4 protein-coding genes and 1 pseudogene are annotated in these 14695 nt (G+C 50.3%); 1 reads left to right on the top strand and 4 read right to left on the bottom strand.

The window, feature by feature from the left end:
• Window positions 1-968 (top strand): annotated as a pseudogene (locus G451_RS34625) (hypothetical protein); the annotation flags it as partial.
• A 304-nt stretch (window positions 969-1272) separates the two neighbouring features.
• On the opposite strand, the gene G451_RS33175 reads toward G451_RS34625, so the two are convergent.
• From G451_RS33175 to G451_RS33170, 4 genes are all read right to left on the bottom strand, one after another.
• Window positions 1273-2328 (bottom strand): Lcl C-terminal domain-containing protein, encoded by a 1056-nt coding sequence (locus G451_RS33175; protein ID WP_027185597.1) that lies wholly within the window; start codon window positions 2326-2328, stop codon window positions 1273-1275.
• 139 nt (window positions 2329-2467) lie between these two features.
• Window positions 2468-2815 carry a hypothetical protein gene (locus G451_RS0119690; protein WP_027185596.1) on the bottom strand — a complete coding sequence of 116 codons (348 nt, stop codon included), beginning with the start codon at window positions 2813-2815 and terminating at the stop codon, window positions 2468-2470.
• A gap of 9 nt (window positions 2816-2824) precedes the next feature.
• Entirely contained in the window at window positions 2825-4078 is a 1254-nt protein-coding gene (locus G451_RS0119685; RefSeq protein WP_027185595.1) for a hypothetical protein, read from the bottom strand.
• On the bottom strand, window positions 4075-14400 hold the full coding sequence (locus tag G451_RS33170; protein ID WP_211236373.1) for an SNF2-related protein: 10326 nt from the start codon (window positions 14398-14400) through the stop codon (window positions 4075-4077). The genes G451_RS0119685 and G451_RS33170 overlap by 4 nt, the downstream gene beginning before the upstream one ends.
• Window positions 14401-14695 lie beyond the last annotated feature (295 nt).

Raw genomic sequence — 14695 nt, 5'->3', positions numbered from 1 at the left:
ATGGTGTGACCAGGTCTGACCATGGTGTGACCAGGTCTGACCAAATGGTCTCACCAGACATACAGACGTGGTGTGACCATTTGGTCTCACCACACCATTTAAAACTCACCAAAAACGAGCAAATCATTGTCCAATTCATCAAGCGGATGAAGGAGCTCATCGTACCGACAAAAGTGCTTTCCACACAACTCAATATCCCCGTGACAACGCTCTATAAAGCGCTCAAGCGACTTCATAAAAAAGGTATAATTATCGCAGAAAAAAACGGGAACGACGGGACATATTTAAAATTTTTAAGTGATGACGTGGTGACACCAAATGGTCAGACCACACCCCACCACATGGTGACACCAAACGGTGCCACCATGTCTCACCAAATGGTCTCACCAAATGGTCAGACCACACCTCCCTCTAAGATAGATAGATATAAAGAATCTATCTATCTAGAAGAAGAAAATAAAAACAAAGAGAAAGCACGGCTGCTCACGCTCACGGCTGAAGATGTCGCGTTCTATTGGCCATATCTCCACCGGCTCGACTTCGGTCCGGAACAGATCGCACAAATCGTCGCCCGCCTCGAAAAGATCGGCAAGCCGCTCGACAAAGTGCTTCAGTCCCTTGATTACGTGGAGTGGGAACTCAGCCAATCGACTCCGCTCATGGACGCGACGGGAAAAGAGGTAGCCGATCCGCTCGCGTATATTTTCCAAGCCCTCGCGCGTACAGGCTACTACCGCCGCCCCAAAGGCTATGTGTCGCCAGTTGAGCAGGCAGAACGCGATGCAGCTGAAGAGGCCAAATGCATCGCACAAGCGCGAAAAGTACGCGAGGAGGCCGAATTCGAGACGTGGGAGACGGGGTTAAGTCAAGAGGAGCGGGCCGAATTGCTTGTGGGAAAACTCGGCCCGGATCGGCAATGGCTCAAACAGCAGTGGAGAAAGCTGCGCGAGGCGAAGGCGCCTGGGTGACGATGATCCCGTAATCGCCCAAAAGAAGGGGATTGCCGGAAGGAGACTTTGGGTGGCACTTTGCATCTTATTCGTGTCACGAGTTGCACTAAATCGTGTTGATAAACATCCATAGCCTCCATCTATCGGAAAGTCCTTGCTATAGCTTGAATAAAAAACATGTCTCCTAATGCCCGTTATGGAAACTTTGGAGGACATTTCAAAATATTTCATTGAATTTGAGCGTGTTATTCACAAAATACAAGGCGTTTAGACGTCAAAATACGCTCTCGATACAGGCTCGATATCAGCTTTTTCTATAGATCTATTGCAGAGGGCCGGAACGCACGCAGCGGACGTAGTTATTTTCGAATTTATAGTCGTTGTGCACTTGTCCTGGAGGGAAATATGCTGCATATGCGTATCCATCATACTTATATTCTAATGATTCAGTCTTTATTGGGTATGTACTGCTAGACCAATATGATCCAAATTGGCAGGAGAAAACCGGGTCTATCGAAGAGACTGGAAATTGTTTTGTTAGGTCAAGTATGCTTTCAACTTCATTGATATTAGGTAAGTGCCAGTCTGAGTAGCCTGCAAATGTCAAATTTTCACAGTAGGACAAAGAATTTTCCCAATTTCTCAGAATACCATCGTCAGATTGCATCCACATGAGATTCGTCGATGTATCAAAAACAACATCGTTATTAACTATATATTCTTTTTCTGGTCGAATAGTTTGGGATCGAGTACATCGAACTCCATGCGCATCATATTTACTTCCAGAGAGTGTTATCCCGCCGTAAAACAAAATAAACCAAGCCCTGTCATTGTATGATGCGTCCGTGTCGCTCGTCCAATACATCGAGAAATTTGTTGTGAAAAGAGGATTAATCGCAGGATTAGACTTTCCTTTGTCTACGATTCCGAAGAGTTCGTGCAGACTTGGCAGTCGCCAATCGGAATATCCCGATAACGTCAAATACTTGCAATCCGCTACTGCCTCTGCCCAAATGTGTTCTTCGCCGTCATCAGCCTGCATCCACATCAGCCCGGTTAGATTATCCGTGACGGTGCCGTCACCGTTGTCGGTGTACGACATTTGCTGCGAGGCGGGGTTAAATTGCGCATCCTGGCCGTAATACGGTGCTCCATCATAGGGTTTGTCAATTTCCCATGTATTGCTCCCATAGAATTTAGTCACGCCTGTATCGGGCAGGATGTATCCCGTTGTGTCCGCCTGCATCAACGTCAGCAATGCGGGGAGGAGGCTTGTTGACAAGGTGTCGGTTTCATCCGCTTTCAGAGTGGAGGGGACAAGGAAGCAGACAAGCGCAGCAACAGCTGTCATCATGGCGAAAAGAGATGGATGTTTCATGGTGGGACGACCCTCGCTTGGTTGGTGTGCTCTGAAAATTCCTCCTTGTATCAATTTGATACGGGTTGGCAATGGTGGTTAATTTGTTGACTTGATGATACAGCCGAAGAGGCCGGAACAGTCGTCCCGGCCTGATCGCTTATATATCTTCAAGATGGGAAAATCCCTCGATGGTCTTGAGAAAATTATATGCCTGTTTCACGGCATCACCGGCGTTATCCCCAATGGTCATAGGAAATTCATGGGAAACACACAGCGTAAGAGGCCCAACTTCGCCATCATTATGCACCATGGAGACCGTAATTTTGTTGATCATGCAACGAAATTTGGGATCACCGGAATTGTCCCGTTCAATGCGTGGAGGCATAATCCGTATGAGAGCATTCTCAACGGTATAAGGTTCTTCGATTGTATACTCAACAACACCGGGAAACAGTTCAGCCAGATTTTCTCCGGGCTGAATGGTGAATGAACCGGTTAAGGCCATAAAATTCTCCTATGCGTATCCAAATACATTGACATATAGTTCTTTGCCAACCGGCAACGAATAGACATTATACCTCAATCCGCTTTCTGCATTCGTGAATACAAGTTGTATATGTACAGATGTATCTCCTCCAATATTGTAATTCGTAAGATATGGCCGAATGTTAAGGTTCGTACCACTCGAATTTAAAGAAAGAGAAGCAATACAGAGAAAAGCACCTGGACTGATTGGATATGAGCTTTTGACGTGTATGCCTGTAGTCTCAACGGCTGCCAATCCATTGGTATATCCAGTGGATTGAAGCGTGGCGCTGCTCGTACTGGATTCAACGTCAAATGGAATCAAGTTGTTTTCATTCGCGACGGTGTCATGCGCAGAGACGATTCTTCCCTTTAGGGTTCCATCCTCGTTTATAAGAGCAAGCATGAAGCTAAAGACGTTTTCTGCAACGGTCTCAATTTTGGAATGATACTCTGATGGGGTGAAATTTCCATTATGCCATACATCTTTTCCCCATACCTGAAACGTATCGTCTGAATCGATTTCTAACGCCGGGATATTGTCATTGACTCCATCTCGGTCTGTGTCTTTTGCAATGCAAAGATTTGTATTGTTTGCACAGACATTCCACACTGGCGCTCCAGCCGAGATATCATCAAGTTGCAGCATCGGAGCATAGTCGCGAATAACAAGCTTTTCAGAGGCGTCAACAATGACATCCTTCCCGACAAGTGTGAGGTCACCATTCCCTGCTGTGCCGTTTCCACCTGACGCGATAATGCGTGTGTCGTAATCACACGCGAGTTCTCCTGAATGGAAATCAATGCGTGCGACGCTCGCAAGGCCATCGATTCGACCGAGTTCAATAACAGCGTTTCCCGTCGGGTCTATGACCAACGTACCCTTGAGTTTCATGGAATAAAACTGAACGGGATCAAGAGATCTGACGTCTTGATCCATCCGATAGGGGAGTTGCTCTTCGTTCATCTCACCGGAAACATCACTGGCGTCGTGCGTATGCCTCACGAGTGAGTCTCTGTTTGTCGTTCCATGTTCGATTTGTGAGAGATTCCCCGTGACATACCCGTCAACGAGAAGCACCGTTGTCACTCCGGAACTGTATGAACTCGTGTCGACAGTCGAGAGAAGGACCCCATCGACGCCGCAGTCAGCGCGCACCCGCACACCGGGCAGAAAGCGTCCCGTCTGGTCGCCCTGGACGGAAAATGTTGTAGAATCGATAAACTCGGCAACCATGCTCATGGCATCACCTCTTCGTCTTGATTCAGGTAAAGGTCTTCAAGCATCAATCGCTTGCTTGGACGTCGTTTGCCGCGTAATGCCGCTTTCATCGTTTGCGGAGTTATCGGAGCGACAGGAACATCACGATCTTTTGCTGTCGCGTTGAACGCTCCAGCATGCGATATCGCCGTTTGAATAGCCTCGATGTCGCCGCGCATGGCGGCATCACGCAATGCCGTCACAATGGATTGGCGTTCCGCTTTCAGGTCACGTAAGGCCTGTTTCCGAACAGCGCGTGGTGGAAGCATCGTTTCTCGGTACCATGCTTCTGCCTGTTCTACCTGCTTCTGTTCGCTGGCGTCGAGCGTCGCCAGAAATTTGTCATGATCCTTGCGAGGCAAACCAGCGAGGGGGGCGGATCGAAGCAGCGAATTTTCCACATCGTTCATGGTCTTGCCCATCGTTTTGATTTTATCTAGTGCCGTGGCTGCCGCTGCTGTGTCGCCGTAGCGCAAAGCTTTCTTGTAATCTCTGGCCAGCGTGGAGAACGGAGACGATCCATAGCCGGACTCGATTCCCTGGCGTTCTCTGAAGTGTCGTTCCCATTCGCGCACCCGACCATAGGCCATTTCTCCTACATTTCGCTTGTAGAAGACGGTCGATTCCAGCATTTCGCCCACGCCACGCGATGGTTTCCCCACGACAATGTCATAGGCTTTATCGAGTGAGAACAGGCGAGCAACTTCTTTGGCGTTGTCGTCGATGGGACGAGGGTTGAAGAAATCCGGCCACCATGTCTCTCCCGTCATAAGTTGGGCAGGGAGCGATATGGCTGGATTTATCCCGGAAACGACTTTGTTGATGGGAGCTTTTCCCACAGACGACAGAATATCCGTGAACGACGCTCGACCTTTGGTTATTTCCGTTGCGGTCGCAACAACATCAGGCAATCCGATCCAGGCAAGGTAATCACTGAGAGCGCCCTGGAGGCGAAGAGATCGAATATTGCCGTCATCATCTCGGCCTAAAAGAACATGGAGCTGCGTTCTATCTTCCGGTGCAAGTTCATCCTCGTCATCGCCAAAGAACAGATTGTTCCAGAGTTGCACCATGCCGTAGAAAAAGAGTGTGCGGAACGCGAGAAAAGAGGCTGCCTTTGCACCGGTCAGCGCGCCGGTCCCGACGCCTTTGATGACGGATTGCTGAAACGCGTTGAGAAGTAAACGATTATAGCGGCGTGTGTTGATCTCCATCCAGGAGTAGAATGGAATGAGGTTGTCACGCACGATCTGACCGTACGCGGAGATGTTCCCGTAATCACCAAGCAACGCACGGGACAGTAATGCGGCTTTATCTTTCGGATCGTCAAGCGCGTTCACCATCTTGGGATAGGCTGCGCCGTAGCCTATACGCGTCATGTCTTCATCCGCTTCAATCCGGTCGGCGTAGTCGAGATACGCCGCATAGCGCAGGAGATTTTCACGGAAGTTGGTTCCACCGCGAACCAGCTCCCAATATTTGAGCGCTGTGTCCGCAACGGATTTGATACCCCGTTGCTTGGCCTGAAATCGTTTGAACTCTTCCAAGTTTCCCAAGTCAGGAACATCAGCCACAGAAAAACCGGAATCAATGACGCCCCGCTCCACGGCTTCCGTAAATCGTTCCGGTGGCTTCTTGCCGTCGGCAATGGCTTTGCTTGCCGTTCGCAAGTCGTCATAGGAATCTTTCAGCCGGAAGATGGTGCGATGGTTTCCGGCGACAACCGCATCAAAGTCGCCGGATGTATTGTTGAGGTTGTACTTGAGGACACGGAGCGGGTTGAGAAGTACCCACTGTTTCCAAGCTCCGGTGATCTTCCTATTGAGACGACGCATCATTGTGTAATTTCGTGATTTGATCTCATCCAATGTGCTTGCAATCTCATCCGGTAAGACCATTTCCGGCTTGCGACCGGCAACGACAAGAGCCTTGTGAACGCCCTCGGCAATCTCGTGAAGAAACGCATCAGACTTCATCACGTCAGGATCTGCAACCGCGTCAAGAAGTGCATGGAGGGCACTATCGGTCAAAGCGGCCTGTGTGTGCATGAGCAACCCTTTATCGGCTTGCCAGAGCGCATACCCATCAGGAACGGCATCACGCCATGAAACATACGCCTCGCCTAAGATATCTCGTTTTTCTGCCTCTTTCATTCCTTTGGGATCATATCCACGACGGCGCAACCGCTTATCGTTTTCGGCTTTGGCATCTTGGACGACCTGTTTCTTAATGTCGTATTCACCTTTGATCTTTTGGATCGTTTCCGCAATTTTCAGATCGATGTGTGCTCGCATCATGAATGCGCCGTCGACCTCGATATAATTGGTCGAAATGTCGGCATCGGACCATGTGCGTTGTTTGGAGTATCCTGGTTTTGGTTTTTTGACCTTTTTCCCGGTCCCGACATATTGATTTTTCCCGTCGCGAGCATAGCGCAAGACTTCATGCCGAAAGTATGTCGGATTTTTGATCTGTTCTGCTCGAAGTATTTTGGCTTGAACCAGGTCTTGCGCTGTCGCGTCCATGATGTCTTTACGTGTTCGTAACGCGGTAACGACGTGAGGATGCTGCATGGCCAACGCCATGAATTTGGCGCGTTCGTCTGTCACATCCTGCGCCGTCAAGCCAAAGGGAAACGCTTGAACACCTTCCTCTACACCAAAGGCGAAGTCGTCGAGAACAACCAAACGGTTGAAGAGATCAAATTCCTCTCTCGTCAAGTCTTTGGTGATTTTCTGCATGTTCTGTACAGCGACACCAGCCGCATTGCGCTGCGCCTGTTCCAAGTGGCGCAACCATTCCTGCGCTTTGGCGAATTTCGCTTCGTTCGGAAGGTGGATGAAATGCCGCGTAAAACCGGCGGCAAGTTGATTCCATGATCCCTTGACGTGATCAAGAAAGGTCTCTTTGGTGCCGATTCCCTTTCGAGCTTCCTGGTAGCGCCGTTCGGACTCGGCGTCGGTAAACGATTCGCCGCGATGGGCTTGAATGTCGGAAATGTTTTGCGGGTTGACGATGCCCTCATTGAGCTTTATTATTTTTTGAGAAGCTCCCTCCGTCCGGGAAATACCAGAATCGGCCGGAGCGTAGGCGGTATTGGGGTTAACCCCCAGGCCGCCATCTTCATTTTTCCACCCTGTCAAAAGCCATGCTTTCTTCTCCCCATCCTGGTACAAAGAAAGAACGGCAGTATGTCCGTCATATTCAATGCGGATTCGCTCTCCTGCTGTCCCTTCATTCTGTATCTTTGTCACGAGGCCATGCGCGATGACCTCAGGCATTTTATAGGCAATAACAACTCCATCTTCACCTTCAAGGTTTCTTTGCTCAACAAGGTGGGAAATACCTTTCCCTTTGATGAGTCTTCCTTTCGTATTGAGACGTCCTGGAGTCCCGTAGGAGAAAACGATGTCGCCAATTTGAGGTCGCGTCATCGCAATAATTTCTCCAGATTTTTCTTCAAGGAGCTTTTTTAAAGCGGCCTCACCGCGTTGCTGCTGTTTCAGTTGTTCTTCATATGCACGCAGTTGTTGTTCTCGTTGCGCGGTACCGCCTCGTTGCGCCGCAACGGGCTCCACGCTGACTCTCCGTCCCGTCTGCGTTGCCTCCTGTGCCTTCGCCTTCATGACAGCCCGTTCGGCATTACCGATTAAGGCTCGGATTTCAGCGTCCGAAAACTCAAGATGGGCAAAACGTGGCATTGTGCGCAACCACTGACGCACGGCTGCGATGATTCGGTCCACGAGCGATCCCGTCCACCCTTCGTCCGCCAACCAGGAAAGTGCTTCGTCTGTGGCCTGCCGACGACCTTTCAGCGTTCGCAAGTTCCACGAATAGCGTGAATCAGGAGAACGGTTGTTCATGAGGTCGCGAATTTTCTCCCGGACAGCATCGTTCTTCCAGGCTTTGGCCATGATGGCGTGATACTGGTCGCCCAGGAAGACGCGCAATCCATGGTGGCGCTTCTGTTCATGCACCAACGTTGTGAGGAGGTCTTTGGCGTTGTGGAACCGGCTGGCGACAAGACCGACAATGCCGTTCTTGGGATCATAGAATCCGTTGACCCCGCGCATGTTCTGTCCGGCGAACGCTTCGGCTTCATCGCTGTTCTCGAACACGCGAATCGGCGCGGCTCCAGGCGTGGCGTCTTGAAATTCGGCAATGACGGCGTCAATCTCTTCTGGAGAGATGGTCTCCGATGGCGTCTTCTCATCTCGTTGCGCCAGGATGTCACCGTCTGTCTCGTCGCCAATGGCAATATCAGACGGAGTGCTTGCACGCACATCGGCAAAGAGGATGTCGTCAATCTCCGTAAGACGATGTTTTATTTCCGCAATGCGTTCTTTGCGACCGTTGTTGTGTTTCTTTGCAAGATTCTCTTCGAGTTGGTGAATATCTTTAACGAGATCGGCAAGTTGGTGTTCGCTGTCGATTTTATGCTTCTCTAAATTCGCTGAAGAGAAAGCTCTCGTCGTGCTTTGAAGAAGACCGATGATGGACTGAGCTTCATTGGCACCATTGAGCGCAATATCGACCGCCATGTCTTTATGACGAAAGAATGATCGAAGATATGATTTCTGTTGTGATGATTGAACCGCCTCGATTTCAATTCGAAAATCTCCGATATCGAGACCTTTTACTATTCCGGGAATGAGCGGTCTCGCTCTATCCATGGCTTGATCAACGTGCGACTTCAACGCGTTCGCCGCGTCCTTCATCGTTGAATAGCGTTTTCCCTTGAACGTAAGAGAAAAGTTGTCTTTTGTGATCTCTTCTGCAGATGACATCGCAAGCGTGTAGTTCGCGATGTCTGATTCGAGTTGCGCTTTGCGCAATTGTGCAGACCGAAGCGCTTCCTGTTGTCGCTGAATGCCGTCTCGATCTCCACGCTCAAGCGCTTTCAGCTTCATCTGTTCGCCTTTGAGTTTCGCACGCTCGATATTGAGAGGATTCCCTGATGCCAACGCCTTGGCTTCTGCGGCTGTGAGCGACGTCTGCGACGTGTCCTCGATGACGACGTCGTTGATCGTTCCGGTCATCACTTGATGAATGATCTTCGCCTTGTTCTCCACAATCTGCCACATGTACGCATCAAAAGAACCTTCCGTGACATAGCGAATGATCTCCACCTCTTTGTTCTGGTTCCCCTGGCGAATGATACGTCCATCACGTTGTTCAACGTCGGACGGTCGCCACGGCACATCAAGATGGTGTTCCGCAATAAGGCGGTCCTGGACGTTCGTTCCCTCGCCCATTCGAGGTGTTGACCCCATAAGAACGCGCACGTCGCCGTTTCGTACTCTCTCGAAAAGCGCGGCCTTTTGTTTTACGGTGTTCGCATCATGAATAAAGGCGACTTCGTGTGCAGGAATACCGCGGGCAATGAGTTTGTCACGCAAGGCGTCATACACGGAGAAATCAGACTCGATTGCGGCCCGCTCGTCGTCGGTGATCTTGGTTTCAAGTTCTTCGACCTTTTCCATATCTCCTTTTGTTTTCGCGGCTTCTATCTTGGCGAGTAAGTCTCGCACTCGCTTTGTTTCCGCCGATTTCGTTTTACTTGGAATGGACAAGTCACAGAAAACAAGCTGCGTGCCTCGTGTCGACGCAGACGTCTCCCATATGGTGAAGATATTGTCGGCCGCGACATTGATCTTTATGCCGGGCGTTTCGTTGGCTCCGGGGACAACAAGCCGAATATCCAAAGCCGCCTTGCGGCCGTCGGACGTGATTTTGAGCATGTTGTCTTCTGTGGGGTCGACATTCCCGGCTTCGATGCGTTCGGCTCTTGAGACGATATCGTCTTGATACGACTGAAATATCTCCGTTGCTTCTGTCGAAACAATGTTGTCTTTGCCGCCCTTGAGTTTCGGGACGTTAAGCGGCAGGTCTTCTCGCAGTTTGACATCGGCAACAGACCTGAACATCTGCTGCAAAACACCAGCGTTTTGGATCGCGGCCAGTCGCTCCTTCATCTTCCAGCGTTGCGCGTCCGGCGCCAACGTTTCTTCGAGTCTGGATTGGCCGAATTGGCCGATCCAGTTGTCAAATTGCCCAAGACCTCGCTCTTCCAAAATATCCGGCTGGAGGTAACGCTGCATGGTGTAGAGTTCAGCCAGCGTATTAGAGACAGGGGTTCCTGTCGCAAAGACAAGCCCGCGTCCGGGATTGAGATGGTTGAGGACTCGCGCTTTCATATAGAGTGACATGGCCTTTTGCGAGTCGGATTGCGAGAGGCCGGGAAGGCGTTCACGCTTCGTCATATAATGGAGGTTCTTGAAGTTATGCGCTTCGTCAACGAGAAGCATGTCAATCCCAAGTTCCTCGAATGTCATGACGTCTTCCGTCATGTTTGCCGTCAGCGATTTAAGGCGTTCCTCCAGGCGCTTCTTCGATGCTTCAAGCTGTCTGGCAATGTTCCTGTTTTTCTCCGCGTTCGCCTCACGAATGGCGGTCTCCAGTTCATCCATCCATTCGCTCAACAGATTCCGCTCGGTTTCGGAGTTGACGCCAAGCATACCAATTTGCGAGTGCGGGACGATGACGGCATCCCACTCCGTGGTGGCAATCTGAGACAAGAGCCGCTTCCGGTTCTTTTTCGCGAAGTCTGTCTTTTCCGGGGCAAGAATATGCGCGTTCGGGTAGAGGTCGGCAAACTCGCGGGAAAATTGCTCGATCATGTGATTGGGTACAGTGAAGACAGGTTTGCGGACCATACCGAGACGTTTCATTTCCATGGCCGCAGCAATCATAGTGAAGGTCTTCCCGGCCCCGACGCCATGAGCAAGCAGCGTGTTTCCGGTCCTGATGATACGCCAGATTGCATCCCGTTGATGTTTATGAAGACGGTCAACCCACTTCTTCGACATGCCAGGGAAGGTCAGGTGTGAACCATCCCACTCGGTTAAGACCATGTTGTTTTGTTCATCGTTGAAACGACGAAGCAAACGTGTTGCTCTGTCGCTATCGGCAAATATCCAATTCTTGAACGCTTGGGTCAGTCGTTCCCCACGCTCAACGGAATCAAGTGTTGCTTCAACATTGACGGTCGTCTTTCCATCGCGGTCTGTATCTTTCGCAACGGGGCGTTGCCCGTTGACGATTTTATTCGCAAGGCGTTTTAAATTGAAGTAATCATTGGTGTAATCAGCAACGGAAGGCGCGTTCCGATACGCTGTGCCAATCTGGATATCTCGCGTTCCCAAAAGAGAATGGGACTTGACCTTCGTTGTTCCTTTTGCCGCACCGGTCAACTCATCAAAGAAATGCCCCATGTCCTCGTCAGGAATCCAGGCACTATCAAGCGCGACAATGACTTGATCCTTGGTCAGGTCTTCCGGTTGTGCTTGTTCAAGGGCATCGACATTTTCTGTGTATTGCGCATCAATTGCAGCTGCAGCCTTTGCCGCATGCAGCTTTTTGCGGACATTACCGGACAGGTATTCTTCTCTGGAAACAACCTCTTGCTTCTCTGGATCAAGAAAAACTCTCCCCTTGAGGTGTTCCAATATCTTTTCTTCGCGTATGCTGGAAATATCAGACATGAATGCTAAATCAATTTTTCCATGCTCATTCAGGGAGACTGTCATGGCATCCTGAACATTATCCACATTCTTGATGAGGGACGCTTTTCTTGCGGTGTTTTCCTGGAAAATGTCGGCTTTATCGAATGTGCGTGGCGCTCCCGCTTTTCCCTTCAGGGGTTTCTCCAAAGCAAGCAACTTGGGATAGTCAGGGTCCTTCCGATACACCCGACGATTCCCTTCGTCGTGAATATTCCCATGTTTTTTCTTGAACGTGTCGTACAATTCGTTGAGTTGGTGACGAATCGCTTCAACCTCATGTTTCGATACATGAGGGTCTATCTGGGCTTTGAGGATCGCGTTAAACGTCTCCTTGATCTTCGTCATGCCGACGGCGCGATCATGCTGCACGCCCTGTATGTCAGCCGGATAGCCCTGGTTGGCGATACGCTGCATGACGCGGCCGTTCTCGTCGAGATAGAAGCCACCGTCTTTTGCGATGATTTCCTGCTCATGAGTCAAGAGTGTGCCGTTTTCAGGCTGGAAAAGATTCTTTGACGACAGTTGCTGAGCAGGAGCACTCCCCTTGCGTTCCGGGAACGTCGCAATCGCGTCGTCTATGGCCTCTTGGATGTTTCGTCCGTCAGAAACAAGAGCCGCACGACCGGGAAACAGTTTATCGTCCTGCAACGTGCCAAGCATCATTTCGGGATGCCGAGCGTAGTATTCATTGATTTTCAGCGGATGACCGTTCTTTCCCGCAACATCTGATTCGACCGTGTTAAGCCATGTCTCGCCAGACGGGCTTTCCCCTTCTTGTAAACGGCGTAGAACAATGATGTCCGTTGTCACTTCGGTTCCGGCGTTTTCTTTGAAGGCGTTGCCAGGAAGACGCATCGCCCCAAGAAACTCCGTTCGACTGGCAAGATAATTTCTCGTTCTTCGGGATTTGCCGGACTGCATCGTCCCGGTGGAGGTGATAAACATGATCAACCCGCCGGGCCGAACCTTCTTCAACGCTTTTGCAAAGAAGTAGTCATGGATGTTCGCTTTGAGCTTGTTTAACGATTTGTCGTTGTTGTCGAACAGCTTGTAGTCACCAAAGGGGACGTTCGATATCGCGAGGTCAAAATAGCCGTCAGGGACGTTGCTTTCCTCAAATCCTTGATGGAATATTTTCGCTTGGGGGTAGAGACGTTTCGCAATCTCGGCTGTCATCGCATCGAATTCGATGCCGGTGAGTGATGCCTTTTTGAAACGCGAAGGAATGCGGCCAAAGAAATTGCCGATTCCCATGGATGGTTCAAGGACTTTCCCACCTGTGAACCCAAGGCGTTCGGCCAATTGCCACATTTTGTCGATAACAGGGATGGCCGTGTAGTGCGCGTTGAGAATCGATGCGCTAACCTGTTCATATTCTTCAGGCGAAACGAGGTCGAGCAATTCCTTTTTTCGAGCTTCAACTTTTGGATCACGAACGCGGTGGTCAAAAAGTTCTTTCAGTCCGCCCCATCCGACGTATCGTGCGAGGACTCTTTGCTCTTCGGACGTGGCGGGTCTGCCGTGCTCAATAAGCTGCTTACTGAGTTTTATCGCGGCAATGTTATCCTTGAACTTTGACCATTTCCCGCCTTTCCCTATCTCTTGGTCGTCGGTGATGGTGAAGTTCTTGACGGCTGTTTTTTCTTTCTTGGTTTTCCCATCAGCCGATTCGACATCTGATTCAGAGTGTTCTTCTTTGGAGACAACCTGCTTCGGTTTTACGCCTCCCCGTTTCGCATCTTCCGAATCAGTGCTTGCGCGTGTTGATACTCTTTCAGGGCTTCGTGCATGTTCCGTTCCCTGTCGTCCATCTCGTTCTCTTCCTGACTCCAGAGTTCGTCCTCGTCCTCCTGATTCGGGGCTGGAGACAGCATCTCCCGATTGATCTCCTGTGCGGCGCGTTCCAGGGCGAATTCCTCGTTCGTCTCTGAGCCGCTTTGAAGATACCATTTCGCCCGATGCCGCATCGTGCGGTCTGCCTGGAGCCACAGGTCCTGGAACACCTCCGCTCCGTCCGTCTCCATGATCTCGCGGTACGTTGCGGGAAGGTGGGTTTTGTAATGTTCTTCGATCATTTCCGGGGTCATCAGGCAAGCCATTATGCGCCTCCTCCTGTGTTTCCACATTGTTTCCCGCGATGATATCAGGCACTTGCTCGGGAGTCACATTGTTTGCGTGACCGTCGTAATAATCGAGTTCTTGCGTGGTAAGAAAGTCCCGCCCTCCGGGATATGCAGAGAGTTCTTGAGGAGACTTGAATTGCAGCTTGCCGCCTTCACGTGTCGGCACGGTTTGCACGTTTTGAGAAACGGCAATCCCATTGCTGTAGACTTCGTGCCGAACGCCCTTATTATCTCGGACGATCTTGTTTCCCGCTTTGTTGTACCCAAGAAGCATCTCTTCCTTGCCGTCAAGCTTGAAGACAATGTTGTCCATCTCGGATTCGTTTTCGACAAAGTGCTTGTAGACATCGAGAGGAATGGGTTGGTTCTCGTCTCGAGCCATGCGTGCAAGCTGTTTTTTGACATGCTGCCGGATAAGATCGCGTCGAATGGTGGGATCAAGCCCCGGAGTGTTCCAGATGTTCTGCATCTCTTGAGTCGCATGCATCTCACGCATAACGGCTTCTGAGACGTGTTGAGCCTGTTTGGAAGGAAATGGTTCACTGGATGGTTCAGATTCGGAAACGGCTGCGTTTTGAGACGGATTTGCCTGTGTTTCCTGAAAAGACAATTCCATAATGGATTCGATCAGAGCCGGCTTTTTCAGCCCTTTCCCTTCGCCACCAAGGGACTTCAATTTTTTGCGTAAAGCGTGGATCCCTTCGTCTTGAAGTTCGGCCTGAAGCTCTGTTTTGGGATCGTTGACAGGAAGTGCTGACGCTTGCTCGTCGATGTCGTTTTTCCATTGCGGGAAACGTTCACCGAGTTTTTGTATATCGTGAACAGTTCCCCTGTTGATGGTAAGTGTACCGTGAGGAGAAACGAATGAATATATGCCATTCTGATGTGTGATGGATGGACGTGCGCGGCTT

The sequence above is a fragment of the Desulfovibrio inopinatus DSM 10711 genome, from assembly GCF_000429305.1.
GTDB lineage: Bacteria > Desulfobacterota > Desulfovibrionia > Desulfovibrionales > Desulfovibrionaceae > Alteridesulfovibrio > Alteridesulfovibrio inopinatus.
This window is presented reverse-complemented; position numbering and strand designations above follow the sequence as displayed.